Below are 24,219 nucleotides of genomic sequence, written 5' to 3'. Positions count from 1 at the left end.
GGAAGTCATCACGTGGCTCCGTATCCGGGACGCCGACTCCCCAGCGCGTCTGCGTTCACTCCTGCGGGTGCGCGTGCCGCCATCACCGTTGCCGCCGCCGGAGCCCGGCGCTTCCGACGCCGGGCCCCAGTGACGCGACAGCTCGGCGATGAACTGCACGTGACGAGGACGAAAAGGCATAGGTGCGATGCCTTGGTCCGTCCTACGCTCGGCCCGGAAGCACTACGCGGACCAACAAGACCCATAAAACCCTCATCCGAGGGCGCCGCCCGACGGCAGCGCCCCGACCCAGCCCCCGGGTCCGCTTCGGCGTACCCGGTTTCCGGTTTCCGGACGGGTCGTCCTGTCCGTCGGTCGCGCACCCTCGCCAGATCAATGACGAAGAGGTCATCGTGGCAGCGGAGATCATCAGCAGCACCCAGGACACCGTCGATCCGGTCGACGCCGTTTTCGCGCTCCACCGCGGCGGCAAGATGGAGATCCGGGCGACCGTCCCGGTGCGCGACGCGGACGACCTGTCCCTCGCCTACACGCCCGGTGTCGCCCGCGTCTGCACGGCCATCGCCGAGCAGCCGGAGCTGGTCAACGACTACACCTGGAAGTCCAACACCGTCGCCGTGGTCACCGACGGCACCGCCGTGCTGGGCCTCGGCGACATCGGCCCGGAGGCCTCCCTGCCCGTGATGGAGGGCAAGGCCATCCTGTTCAAGCAGTTCGGCGGCGTGGACGCGGTGCCGATCGCGCTCGCCTGCACCGAGGTCGACGAGATCGTCGAGACCGTGGTGCGGCTGGCGCCCTCCTTCGGCGGCGTCAACCTGGAGGACATCTCCGCCCCCCGCTGCTTCGAGATCGAGCGCCGGCTCCAGGAGGCCGTGGACATCCCGGTCTTCCACGACGACCAGCACGGCACCGCGATCGTCACCACCGCCGCCCTGTGGAACGCGGCCAAGGTGACCGGCCGTGAGATCGGCTCGCTGCGGGCCGTCATCTCCGGCGCCGGCGCGGCCGGCATCGCCATCGCCAAGATGCTGGTGGCGGCGGGCATCGGCGACGTCGCGGTCTGCGACCGCAAGGGCGTGGTGTACGACGGCCGCGGCGACCTCACCGACGTCAAGGCCGAGATCGCCGAACTGACCAACCGCACCGGGCTCAGGGGCACCCTGGCCGACGCGCTGGCCGGCGCCGACGTGTTCATCGGCGTCTCCGGCGGCACCGTGCCGGAGGAGGTCGTCGCGACCATGGCCGCGGGCGCGTTCATCTTCGCGATGGCCAACCCCACCCCGGAGATCCACCCCGAGGTCGCGCACAAGTACGCGGCGGTCGTCGCCACCGGGCGCAGCGACTTCCCGAACCAGATCAACAACGTGCTGGCCTTCCCCGGCATCTTCGCCGGCGCCCTCCAGGTGCGGGCCAGCCGGATCACCGAGGGCATGAAGCTGGCCGCCGCCAAGGCACTGGCCGGTGTCGTCGCCGACGAGCTGACGCCGCAGAAGGTCATCCCCTCGCCGTTCGACGAGCGGGTCGCCCCGGCGGTCACCAAGGCCGTCGCCGAGGCCGCCCGGGCCGAGGGCGTGGCCCGGATCTGACGATCCGGTCGCCGCTGCCGGGCAGGACCCGGCGGGAGCGCCGCCGCCGACACGGCCGGGGCCGGGACACGCGTCACACCCGCGCGTGGTTCCCGGCCCCGGCCGGCGCGGCTATCGTCCGCAGCATGTTTGCTGCCTACGCCGCACGTATCGACGCCGATGACCCGCTCAGCGGACTGGAGTTGGGTGAACTCCCCGAGCCGCAGGCCCGCCCCGGATGGAGCGTGGTCACGGTCAGGGCCGCCAGCCTCAACCACCACGACCTGTGGTCGCTGCGCGGGGTCGGCCTGCCCGCCGGACGGCTGCCGATGATCCTCGGCTGCGACGCCGCCGGTGTCGACGAGCACGGCAACGAGGTCGTCCTCCACTCGGTGATCGGCCAGAGCGGCCACGGGGTGGGCCCGGACGAACCCCGGTCCATCCTGACCGAGCGCTACCAGGGCACCTTCGCCCAGCAGGTGGCCGTGCCCACCTGGAACCTGCTGCCCAAGCCCGCCGAACTCAGCTTCGAAGAGGCCGCCTGCCTGCCCACGGCCTGGCTGACGGCCTACCGGATGCTGTTCACCAACGCCGGGGTCAAGCCCGGTGACACCGTCCTGGTGCAGGGCGCGGGCGGCGGCGTGGCGACCGCGCTGATCGTCCTCGGCAAGGCCGCCGGGCTGCGGATCTGGGTCACCGGCCGGGACGAGGCCAAGCGCCGCCGGGCGGTCGAACTCGGCGCCGACGCCGCCTTCGAGAGCGGCGCCCGGCTGCCCGCCCGGGTGGACGCGGTGATGGAGACGGTCGGCGCCGCGACCTGGGCGCACTCGGTGAAGGCGCTGCGCCCGGGTGGCACCGTCGTCATCTCCGGTGCCACCTCCGGCCCCAACCCGAGCGCCACCGAGCTGAACCGGATCTTCTTCCTGGAGCTCAAGGTGGTCGGCTCGACGATGGGCACCAAGGAGGAACTGGCCGGGCTGCTCTCGCTGTGCGCGACCAGCGGCGTCCGGCCGGTGATCGACTCGGTGCTGCCGCTGGCAGAGGCCCGGGACGGCTTCGCGCGGCTCGCCAAGGGCGACGTCTTCGGCAAGATCGTGCTGACGCCGTGACGCCGTGACGCCGTGACGCCGTGACGCCGTGACGCCGTGACGTCTTGCGGCCCTGGCGCCGTCCGGCCCTGGCGCCGTCCGGCTCTGACGCCGGTGCGGCCCTGACGCGGACCGGCCCCGGCCCCGCCGGGGGGCGGGGCCGGGCGGGGGGGGGGGGGGGGCCGGGGCGGCGCGCCGCGCGGGGGGGGCGCGGCGGGGGGGGGCGGGGGGCCCCCCCCCCGCGCCCCGGCCCCCCCCCCGGGGGGGGCGCGCCCGGGGCCGGTGGTGGTCCGGCGGCCTGCCGGTCAGCCGAGCAGGCGCTTCAGCCGCTCGCCGGCCGAGCCCAGCACCGAGCGGGCCTCGGCCAGCTTGTCGCTGCTCACGCCGCCGTCCCGGGCCGCGTCGCGGACCTGGTCGCGGAAGCGGTCGAGCAGCCGCTCCAGTTCGCGGGCCGGGTCGCCGGCCGGGTCGGTCCGCGCCCACGGCGGCAGGTCGGCCGGGGCGGTCGGCGTGGTCGGCTCGTCCTTGTCCAGGTCGATCCGGGTGACGGTGACCTCCTCGGCCGGCCCGTCGGCCGACTGGCCCCAGCGGGCCGCGTCGGCCAGCCCGGACAGGCCCTTGGTCAGCTCGGCCAGGCCCTCGGCCAGGCCGGTCGGCCAGTCGCCCTTCGCGGCGTGCTCGCGCACCTGCTGCTCGACCCGGCGCTTGATCCGCAGCGCCTCCTGCTGAGCGGCCGTCCGCGAGGCCTTGGCCTGCTCGCGCAGCCTGCGGGCCTCCTCCTCGGCGGCCTTCGCCTTGGCCTTGGCGGCCTTCTCCTGCTCCCGGGCGCGCTTGGCCTGGTCCTTGGCCTGCCGCTTGAACTGGGCGAACTCCTCCTTGGCGCGCTGCCAGGACTCGTTGTCGCCCCACGGTCCGGACCACGGGTCCCCGCCCTCGGCGCGGTCCGGCCGGGGGGCCTGCCGGGCGGCCTGCCACAGCTCCTCGCGCAGGTCCTTGGCGCTGTCCCGGACGTCCTCGCGGATCGCCCCGGCCAACTGCGCCACGGAGTCGTGGATCTCCACTTCCAGGTCGTCCAACTCGCCCTGTCGGGCTTCCAGTTCGGCGCGCCCGGCGTCGGTCAGCCGGTAGACCTTGCGGCCGCCCTCGGTGCTGTGGGTGACCAGGCCCTCCTGCTCCAGCTTGGCGAGCCGGGGGTAGACCGTCCCGGCGGAGGGCGCGTACAGGCCCTGGAAGCGCTCCTCCAGCAGGCGGATCACCTCGTAGCCGTGCCGCGGGGCCTCGTCGAGCAGCTTCAGCAGGTAGAGCCGGAGCCGGCCGTGGCCGAACACGGGCGTCATCTCACGCCTCCTTGGTGAGGTCGGGCTTGCCGAGTCCGGCCGGGAGCTCCTTGACGACCACCGGCGCCTCGTCCTCGGGGTCGGGGCGGCGCAGCACGGTGACGCCGCCGGAGACGGTGGTCACGGCGAGGCTGCCCCGGCCGTCGCCGAGCTGGCCGGACAGGCGCTTGGCGCCCCAGCTGCCGCTGAGCTTGAGGCCGTCGAAGGTGCTGGAGATGTCGCCGCTGGTGGAGCCGGCCTCGACCTTGGCGTCGGCCAGCGAGGGGATCCGGATGACGACCGGGCCGCTGACGGTGGTGACCTTGACGTCGGCCGGGTTGGCGACGTCGAGGTCCAGGGTGACGGCGCCGGTGACGGCGTTGGCCTGGACCCGGTCGGCGGTGCCGGCGACGACGGTGAGCTGGCCGGAGACGGTGTTGACCTTGAGCTGGCCGGCCACCGACTGGGCGTCGACGTCGCCGGTGACGGTGTTGGCCTCGGTGCGGCCGGTCAGGCCGACCAGGGTGGCGTCGCCGCTGGCGCTCTGCACCGAGACGTGGCCGGTGATCCCGGAGACGGTGGCGTCGGCCGAGACGGTGCCGACCTTGACCTCGGCGTCGGCCGGAACGGTCAGGGTGACGCCGGCGACGCGCTTGCGCTTGAAGGAGCTGAAGAAGCCCTTGACCGCGTCGACCGACTTGAGCCGGTCGCCGAACTCGCCCCAGCTGTTGATGTCCTTGTAGGTGACCGTCAGGACGCCGTCCACCAGGGTCACGTGCAGCGGCTCGCCCTGGAGCTCGGTGACCTCCAGGCGGGCCGGGCCCTCGGCCGCCACCACGTTCACCGTGCCCTCGATGATCCGCACGTGCAGCGCCCGGACCGCCTCGTCGATGGTGATCCTCTCGGGTCCCTCGACCGTCCACTGGCTCATCTCTGCCGCCTCCCGTTGCCGATCGCGATGTATCGCGTTCTCTTCCAAAGACGATATATCGCGTGACGCGCAAGTCAAGCGCGCCGTCCCGGATCCCATCCCTGAGCCGTCCCGGAGCCGCCCCCGAGGCGCCCCCTACGGGCGGGCGCGGATACGTGAGGGGCCCGGCAGGCGATCGCCTCCCGGGCCCCTCATCAGCGGTTCAGTGCGACGGCACCGCACCGGTCACTCGTCGTCCTCGTCGTCGAGCCGGGCCAGCCAGGTGGCCAGCCGCTCGACGGGGATCTCGAAGTCCGGGTTGAGGTCGACGAACTCGCGCAGTCGCTCGGCCAGCCACTCGAAGGTGACCTCCTCGTCGCCGCGCCGGTTCTGCAGCTCCTCGATGCCGCGGTCGGTGAAGTACACGGGTTCACTCCGGTCCGATGGGGATTGACCTGGTCAGGATAGTCGGGGACGCCCGCGGCCCCCGTCTCCCAGGGGAGGACGGGGGCCGCGGGCGTCGGTGCTCCAGCGCCTCGGGGCGTCAGGGCCTCAGAGCGAGTAGACCTCTTCGATCAGCGCCTGCTGCTCGGCGGCGTGCCGCTTGGCCGAGCCGACCGCCGGGGACGAGGCCGTCGTGCGGGCGACGCGGCGCAGCCGCGAGCCGTTGGCGCTGCGGCCGACGACGACCTGGAGGTGGTCGACCAGGTTCATCGCGATGAACGGCCAGGCGCCCTGGTTGTCCGGCTCCTCCTGCGCCCAGACGAACTGGACGTCGTCGCCGTAGCGGGCGAGCTCCTCCTGGAGCTCGGCCACCGGCAGCGGGTAGAGCCGCTCGACCCGGACGATCGCGGTGTCGGTGACGCCGCGCTCGGTGCGGGCCGCCGCCAGGTCGTAGTAGAACTTGCCGGCGGTGATGACGACCTTGCGCACCTGCGCCGGGTCGACGGTGTTGTCACCGATGACCGGGCGGAAGGAGCCGGACAGGAACTCCTCGGTCGCACTCGCCGCGGCCTTGAGACGCAGCATCGACTTCGGGGTGAAGACGACCAGCGGCTTGTGGTGCGGGTTGTGCGCCTGCCAGCGCAGCAGGTGGAAGTAGTTCGACGGCAGGGTCGGCATGGCGACCGTCATGTTGTTCTGCGCGCACAGCTGCAGGAAGCGCTCCGGGCGGGCGGACGAGTGGTCCGGGCCCTGGCCCTCGTAGCCGTGCGGCAGCAGCAGGGTGACGCCCGAGTGCTGGCCCCACTTCTGCTCGGCGGAGGCGATGTACTCGTCCACCACGGTCTGCGCGCCGTTGACGAAGTCGCCGAACTGCGCCTCCCACATGACCAGCGAGTTCGGGCGGGTCAGCGAGTAGCCGTACTCGAAGCCCATCGCCGCGTACTCCGACAGCAGGCTGTCGTAGACGGTGTAGCGGGCCTGGTCCTCGGTGAGGTACTGCAGCGGGGTGTAGTCCTCGCCGGTGTTGCGGTCGATCAGGACGGCGTGCCGCTGGCCGAAGGTGCCGCGGCGGCTGTCCTGGCCGGCCAGGCGGACCGGGTGGCCCTCCATGAGCAGCGAGCCGATGGCGAGGGTCTCGCCCGTCGCCCAGTCGATGGTGTTGTCCTCGACGGAGGCGGCGCGGCGCTGGAGCTGCGGCAGCAGGCGCGGGTGGACGGTCAGCCAGTCCGGCAGGTTGACCTGCGAGGCGGCGATCCGCTTGACCATCTCCTGGGAGATGCCGGTCTGGATGTTGACCGGGAAGTCGGCGACCGGCTTGCCGGCGGTGGCCGGGGCCGGGGTCTGGGCGGCGTCGCGGACCTCGGCGAAGACCTTCTCCAGCTGGCCCTGGAAGTCCTGGAGCGCCTGCTCCGCCTCTTCCATGGTGATGTCGCCGCGACCGATCAGGCCCTCGGTGTACAACTTGCGCACCGAGCGCTTCTTGTCGATCAGGTCGTACATCAGCGGCTGGGTGAACGACGGGTTGTCGGCCTCGTTGTGACCGCGGCGGCGGTAGCAGATGAGGTCGATCACGACGTCCTTGTGGAACGTCTGGCGGAACTCGAAGGCGAGCCGCGCGACGCGGACCACGGCCTCCGGGTCGTCGCCGTTGACGTGGAAGATCGGGGCCTCGATCATCCGGGCCACGTCGGTGCAGTACATCGAGGAGCGCGAGGACGCCGGGGCGGCGGTGAAGCCGACCTGGTTGTTGACCACCAGGTGGATCGTGCCGCCGGTGCGGTAGCCGCGCAGCTGCGACATGTTCAGGGTCTCCGCGACGACGCCCTGGCCGGCGAAGGCCGCGTCGCCGTGGATCTGGATCGGCAGCACCGGGAAGGTGGTGCCGCCCTGGTCCAGGATGTCCTGCTTGGCGCGGGCGATGCCCTCGACGACCGGGTCGACCGTCTCCAGGTGGGAGGGGTTCGCGGCGAGCGAGACCTTGATGGTCTCGCCGTCCAGGCCGGTGAAGGTGCCCTCGGAACCGAGGTGGTACTTCACGTCGCCGGAGCCGTGCATCGACTTCGGGTCGAGGTTGCCCTCGAACTCGCCGAAGATCTTGCCGTACGGCTTGCCGACGATGTTGGCCAGCACGTTCAGGCGGCCGCGGTGGGCCATGCCGATGACGGCCTCGTCGAGGCGGTGCTCGGCGGCGGCGTCGATGGTGGCGTCCAGCAGCGGGATGAGCGACTCGCCGCCCTCCAGCGAGAAGCGCTTCTGCCCGACGTACTTGGTCTGCAGGAAGGTCTCGAAGGCCTCGGCCGAGTTCAGCCGGCGCAGGATGCGCAGCTGCTCCTCGCGCTCGGGCTTGGAGTAGGGCTTCTCCAGGCGCTCCTGCAGCCACTTGCGCTGCTTCGGGTCCTGGATGTGCATGTACTCGACGCCGACGGTGCGGCAGTACGTGTTGCGCAGCAGGCCGAGGATGTCGCGGAGCTTCATCATCTTCTGGCCGCCGAAACCGCCGACCGCGAACTCGCGCTCCAGGTCCCACAGGGTGAGGCCGTGGGTGGTGACGTCCAGGTCGGGGTGCTTGCGCTGCTTGTACTCCAGCGGGTCCGTGTCGGCCATCAGGTGGCCGCGCACGCGGTACGCGTGGATCAGCTCCATGACGCGGGCGGTCTTGTTGACCTCGTCGTCGTGGGTGGTGGCGACGTCGGTGGCCCAGCGGACCGGCTCGTACGGGATCCGCAGCGACTCGAAGATCTCGTCGTAGAAGCCCTTCTCACCGAGGAGGAGGCGGTGGATCTCGCGCAGGAACTCGCCGGACGCCGCGCCCTGGATGACGCGGTGGTCGTAGGTCGAGGTCAGCGTCATGATCTTGGAGACGCCCAGGCGGGACAGGGTCTCCGGGGCGGAGCCCTGGAACTCGGCCGGGTACTCCATGGCGCCGACGCCGACGATGGTGCCCTGGTTCTGCATCAGGCGCGGCACGGAGTGCACGGTGCCGATGCCGCCGGGGTTGGTCAGCGAGACCGTGACGCCGGTGAAGTCGTCCATGGTCAGCTTGTTGGCGCGGGCCCGGCGGACGATGTCCTCGTAGGCCTGCCAGAAGCCGAAGAAGTCGAGGGTCTCGGCCTTCTTGATGGCCGCGACGACGAGCTGGCGGTCGCCGTTCGGCTTGACCAGGTCGATGGCCAGGCCGAGGTTGACGTGCTCGGGCTTGACCAGGAAGGCCTTGCCGTTCTCCACCTTGTAGCTGTAGTTCATGCCCGGGGCGGCCTTGATGGCCTGGACCAGGGCGTAGCCGATCAGGTGGGTGAAGGAGACCTTGCCGCCGCGGGCGCGCTGCAGGTGGTTGTTGATGACGATGCGGTTGTCGATCAACAGCTTCGCGGGTACCGCGCGGACCGAGGTCGCGGTCGGCACCTCCAGCGAGGCGTCCATGTTGGTGGCGACGGCCTTGGCCGGGCCGCGCAGCTGGATCAGCTCGGGGCCGGCGGGCGCGTCCGCCGCGGCGGCGGCCGGAGCGGTCGGGGCGGCGGCCTTGGGGGCCGGGGCCGGGGGCGCGACGGGAGCTGCGGCGAGCGGCGCGGGGGCCGGCGCCGGAGCGGCCGGGGCGGCCGGTGCGGCGGGGGCGGTCGCGGCCGGAGCAGCAGCAGCGGGCGCGGGGGCAGCGGCAGGGGTCGGCGTGGGGCCGGCCTGGGTCGCGGCCTGGGTCACTGGGGTCACCTCGGTACCGGGCTTGTAGTCGGCGAAAAAGTCCCACCAGGCTCGGTCGACCGAGTTCGGGTCCTGGAGGTACTGCTGGTAGATCTCATCGACGAGCCACTCATTGGGACCGAAGCCAGTGGAGCTAGCCGAGCTATTGGGGGTTTCAGGGGACTGTGGCGACACGGCGGCAACCGCCCTCTTCCGCTTCCTTTTGGGATGTTTGGACAGCGGGGATTAAGGCTACGCCCCTGACCAGTGATCGCGCAGTCCCCGGGACCCAGGCGTCGCCCAGATCACAGTCCTGACCTGCAGTTTGGCTGAAAATGTGCGTTAGAAAGCCGTATCTGAGGGGAAGCGATCGCCTCCACCCATAGGGCATATCCGGGCAAAACCGGACAAAGCCCCATGCGGATCATCCAATGATCTTCGTGTACGTCTGTGTCGCTTCTGTGACACATCCGACCCTCAGCGCTGCCCCGGCAGCCGGACCTCGATCCGGCAGCCGCGCGGCGACTCGGCGACCGCGATCCGACCGCCGTGCAGGTCCACCGCCCAGCGGGCGATGGCCAGGCCGAGGCCGGTGCCGCCGTCCGAGCCGGGCCCCTGGGCGGTCGCGGTGCCGCTGCGGCTGAACCGCTCGAACACCCGGCCGCGGTCGGCCGGCGGGATGCCCGGGCCCTCGTCCTCGACCTCCAGCAGCAGGCCGCCGGGCCCGCCGTCGGGCCGCGCGCGCACCGTCACGGTCCCGCCGGGCGGGGAGTGCTTGCAGGCGTTGTCGACCAGGTTGGCGACCACCTGGTGGAGCCGTTCCGGGTCCGCCACGCCGGTCAGGCCGGTCGGGCTGACCTCCAGCGCCAGCCGGACGTCGCCGCGCCGGGAGAACGCCCCGCCGGCCGTCGCGCCGTCCACGGTGACCCCGCGCAGCACGCCGTCCAGGAACTCGCGCACCTCGAAGGGGCGGGCGTCCAGGTCGACAACGCCGTCGTCGATCTTGGAGAGGTCCAGCAGGTGGGTGACCAGGCGGCCGAGCCGCTCGGTCTGCTCCAGGGCGGCCCCCAGGGTCGCCGGATTGGGCTGGACGACGCCGTCCACCACGTTCTCCAGCACGGCGCGCAGCGCGGCGATGGGCGTGCGCAGCTCGTGCGAGACGTTGGCGACCAGCTCGCGGCGGTGCCGGTCGGCGGCCCCCAGATCGGCGGCCATCTGGTTGAAGGTGGTCGCCAGTTCGCCGATCTCGTCGCGCGAGTTCACCTCGACCCGGCGGCTGTAGTCGCCGGAGGCCATCGCGCGGGCGGCGGCCGTCATCTCGCGCAGGGGGGCGGTCAGCCCGTGCGCGAGGAACTGCATGAAGAGCAGCGAGGCGATCATGGAGAAGACCATGATGATCCGGATCTGGGTCTCGGACCGGATCGCCACGACCACCATGCCGGTGGCCAGGAAGACGGAGACGATCACCAGCAGGGCGAGCTTGCCCTTGATCGAGCGGACCGGGTCGAGCGGCCGGATGTCGGCCCAGACCCGGCGGGCGGCGCGGGCGGCCAGCGTCTGCGACCGCGTGCCGCCGGTGTCCCCGTTGCGTTGCTGTGGAAAGGTCATTGGTCCCCTGTGATCCCCGCGTACGTCCCCCGCGTGGTGCGCGGCAGTTCGGGACACGGGCCCCCCGGAGGCCCGTCGCCCGAGGCTCGCCGCTAGGAGAGCGGGGCCTCCAGCGCGTACCCGACGCCGTGGACGGTACGGATCCAGCTCGCGCCGATCTTGCGGCGCAGCGCCTTGACGTGGCTGTCCACGGTGCGGGTGCCGGACGCGTCCGTCCAGTCCCAGACCTCGGCCAGCAGCTGCTCGCGGGTCAGCACGGCGCGCGGCTGCGCGGCCAGGCAGGCGAGCAGGTCGAACTCGGTGGGCGTCAGGTGGACGTCGCCCGAGGCGAGCCGGACCCGGCGCTGCACGTGGTCGATCTCCAGCTCGCCGAAGCGCAGCGAGCCGAGCGCGGGCGTGCGGGCCGCCTGCTGGGCGCGCTCGACGCGGCGCAGCAGCACGTTGACCCGGGCGGCCAGTTCGCGCATCGAGAACGGTTTGGTCATGTAGTCGTCGGCGCCCACGCCGAGGCCGACCAGCAGGTCCGTCTCGTCGTCGCGCGCGGTCAGCATCAGCACCGGCACCGGGCGCTGCGCCTGGATCCGGCGGCACACCTCAAGGCCGTCGAAGCCGGGCAGCATGATGTCGAGGACCACCAGGTCCGGCTGCCAGGTGTGGAAGCCGTCGACCGCGCCCGGCCCGTCGTGGGCCACGGCGACCTTGAAGCCCTCCGCGCCCAGCCGGGCCGCGATCGACTCCGCGATCGTCGGCTCGTCCTCCACCACCAGCACTCTGCGTTGGCTGCTCACCGTGCCGCCGCTGTGGTTGTTGTCCTGCTGAAGTTCTGTCACGGTCACGCCACCGCCCCCAGGGCTGCGGGCCGGCCACCTGTGGGGATGGCGGGACTCCGCTCGTAGTCTTGTTCCGTCGTGGACTGTGCCGGGTCCGCCGTCCCGTCGTGCGTGCGGGTCGGCGGGCGGATTGTCGCCCGCCCACTTCTCCCGCGCACTTCGCAGCGTACGGACAGCGGATGCCTCCCGGCAGGTGGACCGGACGTTTCCGGCCCGTGGGCCGGCTGTCGGGCCGCCCTCGGAGCCCACTGCACGAGTGGGCACGGGCCGATACCTTACCCGGCGATTTTTCTCTGCGTAACGGTACGTATGCAGTCGAGTTGACGCCAAGTCGCCGGTCAGAGCCCCTGTCGGCGCGCTCGCCGAAAGAAGGTCTGGACCAATATCAGGAATCCGGTCGACCGGTTTCCTGACGGTCTTCACCGGCTTTTCTCAGATGCCTCTCAGAACCTCGACGTAACGTGGCCACGACAACGCCCCCGCAGGGCGGGATCCGCGGCGCGCGCCGGTACGTTGGGCACCTGGGTGAGGGGCCGGTGGCTGCCGGCGTGGAGCGGAGGGCGGCATGGCTGGACTGCGGCGAGGTGCCGGACGGGTCGGGGCGCCGCCCGCCGGCCCGCCGTACGGGATGCTCCGGCACGGTCTGCGCACCGGCGTCGTCGAGTGGCTGCTGGCGCGGGTGCCGACACCCCGGCGAAACCCCTTCACCCTCGGCTATCTCGCCGTGGTGGGCGCCACCACGACCTTTGCCAAACTCGCCGATCCGGAACTCGTGCAGCGGCTGCAGGAGGCCTCCAGTTCCGACGGCCACAACCTCCTGCAGCACCCCCTGCGCGCGCTGGTGCTCAGCGGCTTCTGGGTGGCCGGCGAGGTGTGGATGCCGTACCTGTGGGGATTCGCCGTCACCCTCGCGCCGCTGGAGCGCCGGATCGGCCCCGCCCGGGCGGCGGCGGTCTTCGCGATCGGGCACGTCACGGCCACGCTGCTGTCCCAGGGCGTGGTGATCACCGCGGTGGAGACCGGGCGGATGGAGGCCGGGGCACTGGACTACCTGGACATCGGCGTCAGCTACGGCGTGCTCACCTGTCTGGGCGCGGTGGCCGGGCTGCTGCCGTGGCGCGGGCGGCTGGTCGCGCTCGGCGGCGCCGGGCTGCTGATCGCCGAGCAGATCCTCACCGAGCGGGACCTGGTCACCGCCGTGGGGCACCCGGCCGCGGTGCTCACCGGGGTGGCGCTGTGGCGCTGGCTGCGCCGGGCCCAGGCCCGCCGGCCGCGGCCGAAGCCGCGGACGCGCCGGGTCGAGGCGCCGGCCGCGGGCTCCTCGCCCGCGCCGGGCGGCGCTCCGGTCCTGGACGTGCGCTGACCCTTCCGGGTGTCGCCCCCGGGCGCTTTTGACGGCACTTCCCTCGCCCTCCCCCTGCTCGCTCCACACCCGCTCCTGTTCGCTCACGGCGAACGCCGCCCCGGGAACATCCGGCGCGCGCCAGGCCTTAGTCAGGTCGACTCAACTTCACTGACTGGGGAGAGATCATGGCATCGACGTCCACACCGCTCACCCTGCCCGTGCTGCCGCTCGACGACGAGGTCGTCCTGCCGGGCATGGTCGTCCCGCTGGACCTCAAGGACACCGAGGTGCGCGCCGCGGTCGAGGCCGCCCGCGCGGCGGCCACCGGCACCGGCAAGCCGCAGGTCCTGCTGGTCCCGCGGGTGGACGGCTCGTACGCGGCGGTCGGCACCCTGGCCACCGTCGAACAGGTCGGCCGACTGGCCGACGGGGAGCCGGCCGCGCTGGTGCGCGCCGTGCGCCGGGTCCGCATCGGGGCCGGCACCACCGGCCCCGGCGCCGCCCTCTGGGTGGAGACCACGCCCTTCCGGGAGTCCTCGGTGGACACCCCGGTGGCCGGCCGGGCCGCCGAGCTGGTCAAGGAGTACAAGGCGCTGTCCACCCAGTGGCTGCGCAGGCGCGGCGCCTGGCAGATCGTCGACCGGGTGGCCCAGATCGAGGGCGTCGGCGAGCTCGCCGACAACATCGGCTACGCGCCCTTCGCCACCGCCGAGCAGAAGCTCAAGGTGCTGCTGGAGGCCGACCAGGTCGCCCGCCTGGAGTACGCGCTGACCCTGCTGCGCGACCACCTCGCCGAGGAGGAGGTCAACGACACCATCCGCAAGGACGTCGAGGAGGGCGTGGCCAAGCAGCAGAAGGAGTTCCTGCTCCGCCGCCAGCTGGAGGCCGTCCGCAAGGAACTGGCCGAGCTCAACGGCGACCCGGCCGACGAGGAGGGCGACTACCGCGCCCGGGTCGAGGCCGCCGACCTGCCCGAGAAGGTCCGCGACGCGGCCCTCAAGGAGGTCGACAAGCTGGAGCGGGCCTCCGAGCAGTCTCCCGAGGGCCCCTGGATCCGCACCTGGCTGGACACCGTCCTGGAGCTGCCCTGGAACGAGCGCACCGAGGACGCGTACGACATCGCCGGCGCCCGCGCCGTGCTGGACGCCGACCACGCCGGCCTGGCCGACGTGAAGGACCGCATCGTCGAGTACCTCGCGGTGCGCAAGCGCCGGGCCGACCAGGGGCTCGGGCTGGTCGGCGGCCGGCGCGGAGGGGCGGTGCTGGCGCTGGTCGGCCCGCCCGGCGTCGGCAAGACCTCGCTCGGCGAGTCGGTGGCCCGCGCCATGGGCCGCACCTTCGTCCGGGTCGCGCTCGGCGGCGTCCGGGACGAGGCCGAGATCCGCGGCCACCGGCGCACCTACGTCGGCGCGCAGCCCGGCCGGCTCGTGCGGGCGATCAAGGAGGCCGGCTCGATGAACCCGGTCGTCCTGCTCGACGAGATCGACAAGGTCGGCTCCGACTACCGGGGCGACCCGGCCGCCGCCCTGCTGGAGGTGCTGGACCCGGCGCAGAACCACACCTTCCGGGACCACTACCTGGAGGTCGAGCTCGACCTCTCGGACGTCGTCTTCCTCGCCACCGCCAACGTGCTGGAGGCCATCCCCGAGCCGCTGCTCGACCGGATGGAGCTCGTCCGCCTCGACGGCTACACCGAGGACGAGAAGGTCGTCATCGCCCGCGACCACCTGCTCCCGCGCCAGCGCGAGAAGGCCGGACTGGGCGGCGACCAGGTCAGCGTCGACGAGGCGGCGCTGCGCCGACTGGCCGGGGAGTACACCCGGGAGGCCGGCGTGCGGAACCTGGAGCGCTCGATCGCCCGGGTGCTGCGCAGGATCGCCGCCCAGGCCGAACTCGGCGAGCGCGAACTGCCCGCCGCGATCGGCCCGGACGAGCTGCGCGCCCTGATCGGCCGGCCCCACCACGTGCCGGAGGCCGCCCAGGCGCCGGCCGAGCGGCGCACCGCCGTCCCCGGCGTGGCCACCGGCCTCGCCGTGACCGGCGCCGGCGGCGACGTCCTCTACATCGAGGCCTCGCTCGCCGACGCCGAGACCGGCGGCACCGGACTCACCCTCACCGGGCAACTGGGCGACGTGATGAAGGAGTCCGCGCACATCGCGCTCTCCTACCTGCGCTCGCGCGGCGCCGAACTGGAGCTGCCGGTCACCTCGCTGCGCGACCGCGGCGTGCACCTGCACGTCCCCGCCGGGGCCGTCCCCAAGGACGGGCCGAGCGCCGGCATCACCATGACCACGGCGCTCGCCTCGCTGCTGTCCGGCCGCAAGGTGCGCACCGACCTGGCGATGACCGGCGAGGTGTCGCTGACCGGGCGGGTGCTGCCGATCGGCGGGGTGAAGCAGAAGCTGCTCGCCGCCGACCGGGCCGGCGTCACCACGGTGATCATCCCCAAGCGCAACGAGGCCGACCTGGACGACGTCCCGGCCGAGGTGCTGGAGCGGCTCACCGTCCACCCGGTGGCGGACGTGCGGGAGGTGCTGGAGCTGGCCCTGGAACCGGCCAAGGTCCTGGCCGCGGCGGCCTGACCCGGCCGCGCCGGGTCGACGGGCGGACCGACGGGAGGATCGACGGGAGGATCGACGGGAGGACGGCGTCTGCGCGTGCCACACTGCGGAGATGCCGTCCCCCACGCAGCGCGCCCTGGCCCGGGTGCCGGCCCGGCTGCGTCCGTTCCTGGTGCGGCACCGCAGGCTGGTGAAGTTCCTGCTGGTCGGCGGCGCCTGCTTCACCCTCACCCTGGTGATCGACTTCGAGCTGAAGTTCACCGTGCTGGAGCGCAAGCCGGTGGTCGCGCTGACGATCGCGACCGTGATCTCGACCGTCGTCTCCTACGTGCTCAACCGTCGCTGGGCCTTCCGGACGGCCGGGCACCCGCGCGAGGCACTGCTGTTCTTCCTGGTCAGCGCCATGGCGATCGCCGTCAACGACCTGCCGCTGGCACTCTCCCGCTACGCCCTGGACCTGCGCGAGCCGTACGTCGGCCCGTTCGCCCAGGAGACCGCGGACTTCCTCAGCGGGATGGTCGTCGGCACCTTCGCCGCGATGCTGTTCCGCTTCTGGGCGATGCAGCGGTGGGTCTTCACCCGGCCCGCCGAACGGGCGCACCCTAGGTACGAACCCGGTTACGCTGCACCCGAGATGCCACGGGATGCGCCATAAGGCCGTGAGGTGAGGGTTATGCGCGGGGAACCGGACGCGGTTCGGAGCGGGCCCGCCAGCCAGCAGGGGATGCGCCGGGCCAACCTGGCCCTGGTGCTCGGGGTGATCGCGCGCGCCCCGCGATCCCGGGCCGAGGTGGCCGCCGAGACCGGCCTGACCAGGGCCGCCGTCTCCTCGCTCGCCGAGCAGCTGATCGCCGGCGGCCTGGTCGTCGAGGAGGGCCCGGCCGCGCCCAGCGGCAAGGTCGGCCGCCCCGGCACCGCGCTCGGGCTCAACCCGCTCGGGCCCGGCGGCCTCGGCGCCGAGATCGGCGTGGAGCACCTCGGCGCCTGCGTGGTCGACCTGAGCGGCGAGGTCCGGACCTGGCGCCGCCGCGAGGTCCGCAACCGGGGCCGCCGGCCCGCCGCGGTCATGGCCGACCTCGCCGAACTGCTGCACGCGGCCGTCGCCGAGTCGGGCCTGCGCCCGGCCGGGCTGACCCTGGCCGTCCCCGGGCTGGTCGGCACCTCCGGCGGGGTGCTCCAGCGGGCCGCCAACCTGGGCTGGCGGGACGTCCCGCTGGCGGCCGAACTGCGCCCCGCGCTGCGCGCGGCCGGCGCGGCCGAACTGGCCGAGCTGCCGGTCGAGGCGGACAACGAGGCCAACCTGGGCGGGCTGGCCGAACGGTGGCTGGGCGGCGGCCCGGAGGACTTCCTGTACGTCTCGGCCGAGGCCGGCGTCGGCGCGGCGATCGTGGTCGGCGGGCGGCTGCTGCGCGGGGCGCGCGGCTACGCGGGCGAGTTCGGCCACGTACCGGTCCACCCGGACGGCCACCGCTGCGCCTGCGGCGCGCACGGCTGCCTGGAGCAGTACGCGGGGGAGGCGGCCGTGCTGCGGGCGGCCGGGCCGGCGGGCGCGCGGGGCGACTGGGTGACGCTGCTCGCCGGGCGGGCCGGGGCCGGGGACGAGGCGGCCCTCGCGGTGCTGGCCGGGGCCGGTTCGGCGCTGGGCATCGCGGCCGCCGGGGCGGTCAACCTGCTGGACCCGGCCGAGGTGGTGCTGGGCGGCGGCTACGCCCGGCTGGCGTCCTGGCTGCTGCCGGCGATGCGGGCCGAGCTGGCCGCCCGGGTGACGGTGCGGCCCTGGTCGGACGAGCGGCTGACGGTGTCCCGGCTGGGCCGGCGCGGGCCGCTGCTGGGCGCCGCGGTGGGCGTGGTGCGGGCGGTCGTCGCGGACCCGGGCCGGTTCGCCGGCGGCTGACTCCCGGCCCGGGACGCACCGGAGCCCCCGGCCGGGCGGCAGGGGGCTCCGGGTGAGGAACGCGGGGGATCAGGCCTCGGAGGACGCCTCGGCGGCGACGATCTCGCGGCCGCCGGAGCGCGGGCCGCGCAGCACGGCCAGGTAGGCGACGCCGATGCCGATCAGCGCCCAGACCACCAGGACCACGATCGGCATGCCCAGGTTGGTGGAGCCGAAGTAGGCGATCGACTTGGTGGCACTGGTCCCGGCGCCGTTCGGGATCAGCGAGCCGATGGCCCGCCAGAACGGCGGCATCATCGGTGCCGGGTAGACGCCGCCGGCGCTCGGGTTGCCCAGCACCACGAAGATCAGCACCGCGACGCCGATGCCGATGACGTCGAACAGGCACTGCAGCGCCATGGTGAACGCGCCGACCGTGAACACCACCAGGGCGCCGATGCCGGTCAGGGCCAGGATCGAGCCGGGCAGCGCGTCCAGCACCGGTCCGGCGATGATCGTGCCGCCGAGGCCGGCGCCGACCGAGTACAGCGCCAGCACGCCGAGGCGGATCAGCAGGCGGTGGACGTTGGCGGGCTTGGAGCCGGCGCTGATGCCGAGGATCGAGGCGACCAGGTAGCCGCCGACGCACCAGCCGATGACCAGGTAGAACGCGGAGAGGCCGTTGGTGTCGCCCTTGGCGAGCGGCACGACGTCCTCGACCTTGACGGTGCGGCCCTGGGACTTGTCCAGCGCGGTGGTGATGGACTCGGCGGCCTTGGCGGCGGAGGTGCCGCGGGCGCCGCCGACCAGCAGGGTGTCCTCGGTGCCGGTCGGGTTCACGACCAGCGCGGCGTAGATCTTCTGGTCCTTGATCTGCTGGGTGGCCGTCTCGGCGTCCGGGGCGGTGACGGCCTTGACGGCGTCGTCCGGCACGGATTCCAGCCCCTGGACCAGCTTGGGGGTGACCTGCGGCGGGGCGACCACCGCGATCGACAGCTCGTGCGGGGCCGGGTGGTGCAGCGCCCCGACGTACGAGGTGATGAAGCCGAGCTGCAGCAGCAGCACGCCGATCACGAGCAGTGCCGCACGCGGTGTGACCGCGCCCTTCAGTTCAGCGACGAAACCCTGCCCCGGGGCGGCCATCCACATCTCCTTGTGTATTGGGGGAAAACGGATACTTCATACCATGAACTAGTTGGCTTGTCGCACCCCGCGCGCCGCGTTCCGGCCAACGCGGCTGCGGGATACTGGCGCGGTGAGTGACGAGGAATCCCTGCTGGCGGTGGAGCGCGAGGTCGCGCTGATGTTCCGGCGGGGCCGGGCCCGAGTGGCGGAGCTCTCACGCCGGGTGCACCCCGAGCTGGAGGGGATGGCCTACAGCATGCTCGGCTACATCGAGCAGGCCGGGCGGGTGCGGGTGACGGACGTCGGCGTGCACTTCGCGGTCGGCAAGGCCACGGTGAGCCGGCAGATCCGGGCGCTGGAGGAGCTGGGTCTGGTGGCCCGGGAGACGGATCCGCTGGACCGTCGGGCCGCGCTGGTCTCGCTGACCGAGGACGGGCGGCGGCGCTACCTGGCGGCCCGGGACGTCCGGATGCGGCGGGTGCGGGAGCTGCTGGGTAGCTGGTCGCCGGAGGACGTGGACCGCTTCGCGGTGCTGCTGCACCGCTTCAACGACGTGATCGGGGATCCGCCGGCGGAGTGACCGGTGGCCGGGCCCCGGGGCGGGGCCGGTCCGCGGCGGTTGGGGCCGGGCCCGGGGCGGCGGCTGGGGCGAGGCCTTTACTTGGGCTTGAAGAAAGTTGCCTTAGTCAACCATCGGGCCTATGGTTGCGTAAGGCAACGATTTTCCCTGCCCGCGCACCCCCGCCCCCCGCTCACTCCTCCCGCCGAAGGACCCAGATGACCGTCACAGCCGAGGCGACCGTCGGAGCCGCCGTCGACGATCAACCGATGACCCACCGGCAGGTGATGGAGGCGCTGTCCGGCCTGCTGCTCGGCCTCTTCGTGGCCGTGCTCTCGTCGACCGTCGTCTCCAACGCCCTGCCGCACATCCTCACCGACCTGCACGGCGGCCAGTCCGCCTACACCTGGGTGATCACCGCGGCCCTGCTGACCCTGACCGCCTCCACCCCGATCTGGGGCAAGCTCTCCGACCTCGTCAGCAAGAAGCTGCTGCTCCAGATAGCCCTGCTGATCTACATCGCCACCTCCGCCCTGGCCGGCCTCTCCCAGAACACCGCCGAGCTGATCGCCTGCCGCGCCCTCCAGGGCATCGGTGCCGGCGGTGTGGTCGCACTGGGCCAGATCTGTCTGGCCGCGATGGTCCCGCCGCGCGAACGCGGCCGTTACAGCGGCTACTTCGGCGCGGTCTTCGCGCTGGCCACCATCGGCGGACCGCTGATCGGCGGCGTCATCGTGGACACCTCGTGGCTGGGCTGGCGCTGGTGCTTCTACGTCGGCATCCCGTTCGCGCTGGCCGCGATCCTGGTGGTGCAGCGCACCCTCAAGCTGCCGGTGGTCAAGCGCAAGGCGAAGATCGACTACCTGGGCGCGCTGGTCATCACCGGCGCCGTCAGCCTGCTGATGATCTGGATCACGCTGGCCGGCACGAACTACGACTGGCTGTCCTGGCAGACCGCCGCGATGGTCGGCGGCGGCCTGCTGCTGGGCGCCCTGGCCGTGGTGATCGAGCGCCGCGCCGCCGAGCCGATCATCCCGCCGGACCTCTTCAAGTACCGCACCGTCACCCTGGCCGCGGTGGCCAGCGTGCTGGTCGGCGTCGGGATGTACGGCGCGACCACCTTCCTCAGCCAGTACTTCCAGCTGGCCCGCGCCAAGTCCCCGACCATGGCCGGCCTGATGACCCTGCCGATGATCCTCGGCCTGGCGCTCGCCTCCACCGTCGCCGGCCGGCTGATCACCAAGTACGGCAAGTGGAAGGCCTACCTGGTCGCCGGCACGGCGCTGCTCGCGATCGGTTTCGGCCTGCTCGCCACCGCCCGCGCCGACACCGACTACAAGCTGCTCTGCGTCTACATGGCGATCACCGGCATCGGCCTCGGCCTGACCAGCCAGAACCTGGTGCTCGCGGTGCAGAACACGGTGCCGCGCCACGAGCTCGGCGCGGCCAGCTCCGTGGTGACCTTCTTCCGCACCATGGGCGGCGCGATGGGCGTCTCCGCGCTCGGCGCGCTGATGAACAGCAAGGTGACCCACTACCTCGCGGAGAACCTGGCCGCCGCGCACATCCCGGCCGCGAGCGCGGCCGGCGGCGGGGGCATCCCGGACCTGCACAAGCTGCCCGCCCCGATCGTCCCGCTGGTGACGGACGCGTTCGGGCACGGCGTCGGCACCGTCTTCCTGTGGGCCGCGCCGTTCGCGGCGCTGGCCTTCGTCACGGTGCTGTTCATCCGGGAGACCGCGCTGAAGACCAGCCAGCAGGGCTGACTCCGGGCGGGGACGCGCGAACGGGCCGGGGAGTGTGGATCACACTCCCCGGCCCGTTCGGTTCGTCCCGCGCGCGGACGGCGGGAACCGTCGGACCGCGCCTACGGCGCGGCGATCAGGACCAGGCCGTAGACGACGGCCGCGGCGCAGAGGCCGAAGCAGGCGTAGGCGCCGGCCAGGGCCAGCCGGCCGCCGCCCGGCTCCTGGGCGGCCTCGCCCTCGCGGGCGCTCAGCGCGGCCTCGCGGCGGGACAGGGCCAGGATGCCGAGCGCGAAGACGGAGACCACGGCGACGGTGATGCCGAAGCTGGCACCGGCGGTCTGGGCCAGGGCGTTCCACTTGATGTGCATGGCGGGTGCTCCTCAGCCTGCGGCGCTCAGGCCGCGACCGTGGTCGAGGCGGGGGTGGGGGTGTTCGCGGGGGCGGCGGTGGCGGGGATCTCCACCGGGGTGACGTCGTTGACGTCGTTGACGTTGTCCGCGCTGATCGGCTGGCGGCGGGAGATCAGCCACATCGCGCCGGAGCCGGCCACCAGCACGGCGCCCACCAGGACGATGCCCCAGGTGCCCTGGCGGACCAGCAGCGCGGCACCGCCCGAGACCAGCGCGGCGGCCGGCAGGGTCAGCGCCCAGGTGTAGACCATGCGGCGCACCAGGCTCCAGCGCAGCTCGGCCTTCGGGCCGCCGAGGCCGGCGCCCATGATGCCGCCGGAGCAGACCTGGGTGGTGGAGAGGCCGAAGCCCATGTGCGAGGAGGTCAGGATGACGGTCGCGGCGGCCGACTCGGAGGCGAAGCCCTGCGGCGCCTTGATGTCGGCGAGACCCTTGCCCATCGAGCGGATGATCCGCCAGCCGCCCATGTAGGTGCCGAGCGCGATCGCGGCGCCCGCGGAGATGATCACCCAGGTGGGCGGCAGCGCGCCGTGCGGCAGGGCGCCGACCGACACCAGGGTCAGGGTGATGATGCCCATCGTCTTCTGGGCGTCGTTGGTGCCGTGCGCGAGCGAGATCAGCGAGGACGAGAAGATCTGGCCGGTCTTGAAGCCCTTGGTGGCGGTGGCCTCGTTGCCCTTGCGGGTGATCGCGTAGGCCAGCTTGGTGGCGCCCCAGGAGGCCAGGCCGGCGACCAGCGGGGAGGCGATCGCCGGGATCAGGATCTTGGAGAGGACGGTGTCGAAGTTGACGCCGTTCATGCCGACGCCGACCACGGTGGCGCCGATCAGGCCGCCGTACAGCGCGTGCGAGGAACTGGACGGCAGGCCGCGCAGCCAGGTCAGCAGGTTCCAGAGGATCGCGCCCGCCAGTGCGGCGAAGATGATCTCGGGGTGGATGCCGCTCTTCTCGTTGACGATGCCGCCGGAGATGGTGGTGGCGACCTTCACGGACAGGAACGCGCCCGCGAAGTTGAGGACGGCCGCGATGGTGACCGCGACCTTCGGCCTGAGGGCTCCCGTCGCGATGGAGGTGGCCATCGCGTTGGCGGTGTCGTGGAACCCGTTGGTGAAGTCGAAGGCGAGCGCCGTGATGATCACAACGGCTACCAGGAACGAGATGTGTTCCATACCCAAACAATCGTCGTAGTTGTCGCACGGACGTTGGTGTCGTCGCGACCGTAGGTCTGCTTGGTAAACGGAAGGTGAACTGAGCCGGGAATCGTGGTTCCGCTGGTGTCCCAGTGGTGTCCGGAAGCTTTCGGAGGGGTGTCGGCGGTCGCGCTGAGCTGGACATTAGCGAAGTTCGCCCCGGTTCGCTCCGGTTTGCTGAGAGCTGTCTCACAGATCAACCGAGAATTAACCTCCCAGTCCGGATGCGCCCTGTTTCCGGTGAGTAACCCGTGGGAGGATCTGCGGGATCCGGGGACGCCGGTGACAGGCTGGGGCGGGGAGGACCAACCCATGGGCGGGGCTGCACAGCGCACTGAATCGGCAGTCGTACGGCCCTGGCTGCGGGCGGCACTGCGTTGCGGAGCCGCCCTCGCGGCCGCCGCGCTCGCCCTCCCGCTCGCCGCGCAGGCCGCGTACGCCGCCCCCGATCCGGGCGCCTCGATCACCGCGGCCAGCCCGGGCGACGACCCGCTCGCCGCCGCCAAGGCCACCCTCGGCCCGCTGCTCGACCAGCTGCACACGCTCTACCAGAGCGCCGAGACCGCCACCGAGCAGTACAACGGCGCCGTCGCCAAGGTCGCCGAGCAGCAGGCCGCGCTCACCGACCTCCAGGGCCGGCTGGACCGCCAGCAGAAGCAGGTCGACGCCGGCACCGACATCGCCTCCCAGCTCGCCGCCGCCCAGTACCGCAACGGCGCCGCCTCCGCCTACGCCGAACTGCTGCTCTCCAAGGACCCGTACGAGGCCGTCACCATCGCGGAACTGCTCACCGCCGCCAGCCGCTCGCAGTCCGAGTTCCTGGACCGGCTGAAGACCGACCGCGAGGCCCTCGCCGGCCTGACGAAGCAGACCGAGGACGCGCTCAGGACCTCCCAGACGCTGGTCACCCAGCAGGACGCCGCCAAGGCCAAGGTCGCCACCGACCTCGCCTCCGTCGAGCAGCTGGTCTCCTCGCTCACCGGCGCCCAGCGCACCGAACTGGAGAAGCTGGAGAAGGCCAAGGCCGACGAGGCCCAGCTCGCCTTCCTCGCCTCCGGCGCCCTCGGCAAGGGCGAGCGCACCCCGTCGGCGGCCGGCCGCACCGCCGTCGCCTTCGCGCTCGCCCAGCTCAACAAGCCGTACCTGTGGGGCGGCGCGGGGCCGGACTCCTACGACTGCTCGGGCCTCACCTCGCAGGCCTGGCTGCACGCCGGGCTGCCGATCCCGCGCACCAGCCAGGAGCAGTGGGCCCAGCTCCCGCACATCGCGCTGAACCAGCTCCGCCCCGGCGACCTGGTCATCTACTTCGAGGGCGCCACGCACGTCGCGATGTACATCGGCGGCGGGCTGGTCGTCCAGGCACCTCGGCCGGGCGCCGTCATCAAGGTGTCGCCGATCGGCTCGATGCCGATCCTCGGGGCGGTGCGGCCCGACCCGTCCGGCGCGGCGGACGAGGCCGGCGGCAGCTGGAAGGTGCCCGACCTGCCCGCCGGCTGGGACACCGTCACCCCGATCGCGCCCAGCCCGGCCAACCAGGTCCCGACCGCCCCGGCCCCCGGCACGCCCGCCGACCCGCCGGCCACCCCGGGCACGCCGTCCACCACCCCGGGCACGCCCGCGGACACCGGCACCGGCACGCCGTCCGGCACCGGAACGCCCACCGACCCGGGGACGCCGTCCGGCACCGGCACCACCGCCCCCGGCACGCCCACCCCGACGCCGACCGGGACCGGCACCGGGACCGGCACGCCCGCCCCGACCGGGACGGGCACCCCGGCGCCGACCGGCACGGGCCCGGCGACGCCCATCCCGACCGGCGCCGGCACCCCGGGTTCCACCGGCACCGCCGCCTCCACCACCACCGGCTCGGCGAGCGCCGGGGCCCCGGGCAGCGCCACCGCGACACTGCCGCTCGGCACCAACTGAGTCATGAGGAAGGCCGCCCGGCGTCCGCGGACGCCGGGCGGCCTTC

The 24,219-nt window shown here is 72.8% G+C and carries 18 protein-coding genes; 9 read left to right on the top strand and 9 right to left on the bottom strand.

The window, feature by feature from the left end; genetic code table 11:
* The first annotated feature begins 392 nt into the window (after nucleotides 1–392).
* Together ACIOGZ_RS31515 and ACIOGZ_RS31510 are read left to right on the top strand one after the other, a co-directional pair.
* Complete coding sequence (locus ACIOGZ_RS31515; RefSeq protein ID WP_363588855.1) at nucleotides 393–1,586, top strand: NADP-dependent malic enzyme; 1,194 nt, start codon at nucleotides 393–395, stop codon at nucleotides 1,584–1,586.
* Nucleotides 1,587–1,711: 125 nt separating this feature from the next.
* Nucleotides 1,712–2,674: a zinc-binding dehydrogenase gene (locus tag ACIOGZ_RS31510; protein WP_400988559.1), complete on the top strand. Its 963-nt coding sequence runs from the start codon at nucleotides 1,712–1,714 to the stop codon at nucleotides 2,672–2,674.
* A gap of 284 nt (nucleotides 2,675–2,958) precedes the next feature.
* Here ACIOGZ_RS31510 and ACIOGZ_RS31505 read toward each other — a convergent pair whose 3' ends face one another.
* The 6 genes from ACIOGZ_RS31505 to ACIOGZ_RS31480 form a co-directional block, all read right to left on the bottom strand.
* Nucleotides 2,959–3,990, bottom strand: a complete 1,032-nt coding sequence (locus tag ACIOGZ_RS31505; protein WP_363619329.1) for a PadR family transcriptional regulator — start codon at nucleotides 3,988–3,990, stop codon at nucleotides 2,959–2,961.
* 1 nt (nucleotide 3,991) lies between these two features.
* Nucleotides 3,992–4,900, bottom strand: a complete 909-nt coding sequence (locus ACIOGZ_RS31500) for a DUF4097 family beta strand repeat-containing protein (RefSeq protein WP_363581924.1) — start codon at nucleotides 4,898–4,900, stop codon at nucleotides 3,992–3,994.
* A gap of 225 nt (nucleotides 4,901–5,125) precedes the next feature.
* The gene (locus ACIOGZ_RS31495) at nucleotides 5,126–5,305 is read right to left on the bottom strand and encodes a DUF6104 family protein (RefSeq protein ID WP_063347844.1); all 180 of its coding nucleotides are present in this window, start codon (nucleotides 5,303–5,305) and stop codon (nucleotides 5,126–5,128) included.
* Between the two features lie 126 nt (nucleotides 5,306–5,431).
* Nucleotides 5,432–9,193, bottom strand: a complete 3,762-nt coding sequence (locus ACIOGZ_RS31490; protein WP_400988557.1) for a multifunctional oxoglutarate decarboxylase/oxoglutarate dehydrogenase thiamine pyrophosphate-binding subunit/dihydrolipoyllysine-residue succinyltransferase subunit — start codon at nucleotides 9,191–9,193, stop codon at nucleotides 5,432–5,434.
* A gap of 282 nt (nucleotides 9,194–9,475) precedes the next feature.
* Nucleotides 9,476–10,606, bottom strand: coding sequence for a cell wall metabolism sensor histidine kinase WalK (locus ACIOGZ_RS31485; RefSeq protein ID WP_063347842.1), 1,131 nt, complete (start codon nucleotides 10,604–10,606; stop codon nucleotides 9,476–9,478).
* Between the two features lie 92 nt (nucleotides 10,607–10,698).
* Complete coding sequence (locus ACIOGZ_RS31480; RefSeq protein WP_063351140.1) at nucleotides 10,699–11,436, bottom strand: response regulator transcription factor; 738 nt, start codon at nucleotides 11,434–11,436, stop codon at nucleotides 10,699–10,701.
* A gap of 565 nt (nucleotides 11,437–12,001) precedes the next feature.
* Between ACIOGZ_RS31480 and ACIOGZ_RS31475 the strand changes: the two genes are divergently transcribed.
* From ACIOGZ_RS31475 to ACIOGZ_RS31460, 4 genes are all read left to right on the top strand, one after another.
* Nucleotides 12,002–12,799 carry a rhomboid-like protein gene (locus ACIOGZ_RS31475; RefSeq protein ID WP_363581928.1) on the top strand — a complete coding sequence of 266 codons (798 nt, stop codon included), beginning with the start codon at nucleotides 12,002–12,004 and terminating at the stop codon, nucleotides 12,797–12,799.
* Between the two features lie 167 nt (nucleotides 12,800–12,966).
* Nucleotides 12,967–15,363 (top strand): endopeptidase La, encoded by a 2,397-nt coding sequence (lon, locus tag ACIOGZ_RS31470; protein ID WP_363581929.1) that lies wholly within the window; start codon nucleotides 12,967–12,969, stop codon nucleotides 15,361–15,363.
* A gap of 91 nt (nucleotides 15,364–15,454) precedes the next feature.
* The gene (locus ACIOGZ_RS31465; protein ID WP_363581931.1) at nucleotides 15,455–15,997 is read left to right on the top strand and encodes a GtrA family protein; all 543 of its coding nucleotides are present in this window, start codon (nucleotides 15,455–15,457) and stop codon (nucleotides 15,995–15,997) included.
* Between the two features lie 18 nt (nucleotides 15,998–16,015).
* Complete coding sequence (locus tag ACIOGZ_RS31460; RefSeq protein WP_363581933.1) at nucleotides 16,016–17,236, top strand: ROK family transcriptional regulator; 1,221 nt, start codon at nucleotides 16,016–16,018, stop codon at nucleotides 17,234–17,236.
* A 69-nt stretch (nucleotides 17,237–17,305) separates the two neighbouring features.
* Here the strand turns inward: ACIOGZ_RS31460 and ACIOGZ_RS31455 are convergent, their stop codons facing one another.
* Nucleotides 17,306–18,358, bottom strand: a complete 1,053-nt coding sequence (locus ACIOGZ_RS31455) for an ABC transporter permease (RefSeq protein WP_363581935.1) — start codon at nucleotides 18,356–18,358, stop codon at nucleotides 17,306–17,308.
* Between the two features lie 112 nt (nucleotides 18,359–18,470).
* On the opposite strand from ACIOGZ_RS31455, the gene ACIOGZ_RS31450 reads away from it, so the two are divergent.
* Together ACIOGZ_RS31450 and ACIOGZ_RS31445 are read left to right on the top strand one after the other, a co-directional pair.
* Complete coding sequence (locus ACIOGZ_RS31450) at nucleotides 18,471–18,920, top strand: MarR family transcriptional regulator (protein WP_363581937.1); 450 nt, start codon at nucleotides 18,471–18,473, stop codon at nucleotides 18,918–18,920.
* A 197-nt stretch (nucleotides 18,921–19,117) separates the two neighbouring features.
* Nucleotides 19,118–20,665, top strand: a complete 1,548-nt coding sequence (locus tag ACIOGZ_RS31445; RefSeq protein ID WP_063347836.1) for an MDR family MFS transporter — start codon at nucleotides 19,118–19,120, stop codon at nucleotides 20,663–20,665.
* A gap of 101 nt (nucleotides 20,666–20,766) precedes the next feature.
* Here ACIOGZ_RS31445 and ACIOGZ_RS31440 read toward each other — a convergent pair whose 3' ends face one another.
* Complete coding sequence (locus ACIOGZ_RS31440; protein WP_063347835.1) at nucleotides 20,767–21,015, bottom strand: hypothetical protein; 249 nt, start codon at nucleotides 21,013–21,015, stop codon at nucleotides 20,767–20,769.
* A 26-nt stretch (nucleotides 21,016–21,041) separates the two neighbouring features.
* Nucleotides 21,042–22,226: an inorganic phosphate transporter gene (locus tag ACIOGZ_RS31435; RefSeq protein ID WP_363581939.1), complete on the bottom strand. Its 1,185-nt coding sequence runs from the start codon at nucleotides 22,224–22,226 to the stop codon at nucleotides 21,042–21,044.
* Between the two features lie 333 nt (nucleotides 22,227–22,559).
* Between ACIOGZ_RS31435 and ACIOGZ_RS31430 the strand changes: the two genes are divergently transcribed.
* Nucleotides 22,560–24,173 carry an NlpC/P60 family protein gene (locus tag ACIOGZ_RS31430; RefSeq protein WP_400806393.1) on the top strand — a complete coding sequence of 538 codons (1,614 nt, stop codon included), beginning with the start codon at nucleotides 22,560–22,562 and terminating at the stop codon, nucleotides 24,171–24,173.
* Nucleotides 24,174–24,219: the final 46 nt, after the last annotated feature.

This window comes from Kitasatospora sp. NPDC088160 (assembly GCF_044741445.1).
GTDB lineage: Bacteria > Actinomycetota > Actinomycetes > Streptomycetales > Streptomycetaceae > Kitasatospora.
The sequence above is the reverse complement of the archived record's forward strand: the minus strand, read 5'-3'. Positions and strand labels throughout refer to the sequence as shown.

What these genes read in the sequence shown, in the direction of transcription:
- ACIOGZ_RS31510 (WP_400988559.1), top strand. Translation starts at nt 1,712, where the DNA reads ATGTTTGCTGCCTACGCCGCACGTATCGACGCCGATGACCCGCTCAGC.
- ACIOGZ_RS31505 (WP_363619329.1), bottom strand. Translation starts at nt 3,990, where the DNA reads ATGACGCCCGTGTTCGGCCACGGCCGGCTCCGGCTCTACCTGCTGAAG.
- ACIOGZ_RS31500 (WP_363581924.1), bottom strand. Translation starts at nt 4,900, where the DNA reads ATGAGCCAGTGGACGGTCGAGGGACCCGAGAGGATCACCATCGACGAG.
- ACIOGZ_RS31485 (WP_063347842.1), bottom strand. Translation starts at nt 10,606, where the DNA reads ATGACCTTTCCACAGCAACGCAACGGGGACACCGGCGGCACGCGGTCG.
- ACIOGZ_RS31475 (WP_363581928.1), top strand. Translation starts at nt 12,002, where the DNA reads ATGGCTGGACTGCGGCGAGGTGCCGGACGGGTCGGGGCGCCGCCCGCC.
- lon (WP_363581929.1), top strand. Translation starts at nt 12,967, where the DNA reads ATGGCATCGACGTCCACACCGCTCACCCTGCCCGTGCTGCCGCTCGAC.
- ACIOGZ_RS31465 (WP_363581931.1), top strand. Translation starts at nt 15,455, where the DNA reads ATGCCGTCCCCCACGCAGCGCGCCCTGGCCCGGGTGCCGGCCCGGCTG.
- ACIOGZ_RS31460 (WP_363581933.1), top strand. Translation starts at nt 16,016, where the DNA reads ATGCGCGGGGAACCGGACGCGGTTCGGAGCGGGCCCGCCAGCCAGCAG.
- ACIOGZ_RS31455 (WP_363581935.1), bottom strand. Translation starts at nt 18,358, where the DNA reads ATGGCCGCCCCGGGGCAGGGTTTCGTCGCTGAACTGAAGGGCGCGGTC.
- ACIOGZ_RS31445 (WP_063347836.1), top strand. Translation starts at nt 19,118, where the DNA reads ATGACCGTCACAGCCGAGGCGACCGTCGGAGCCGCCGTCGACGATCAA.
- ACIOGZ_RS31440 (WP_063347835.1), bottom strand. Translation starts at nt 21,015, where the DNA reads ATGCACATCAAGTGGAACGCCCTGGCCCAGACCGCCGGTGCCAGCTTC.
- ACIOGZ_RS31435 (WP_363581939.1), bottom strand. Translation starts at nt 22,226, where the DNA reads ATGGAACACATCTCGTTCCTGGTAGCCGTTGTGATCATCACGGCGCTC.
- ACIOGZ_RS31430 (WP_400806393.1), top strand. Translation starts at nt 22,560, where the DNA reads ATGGGCGGGGCTGCACAGCGCACTGAATCGGCAGTCGTACGGCCCTGG.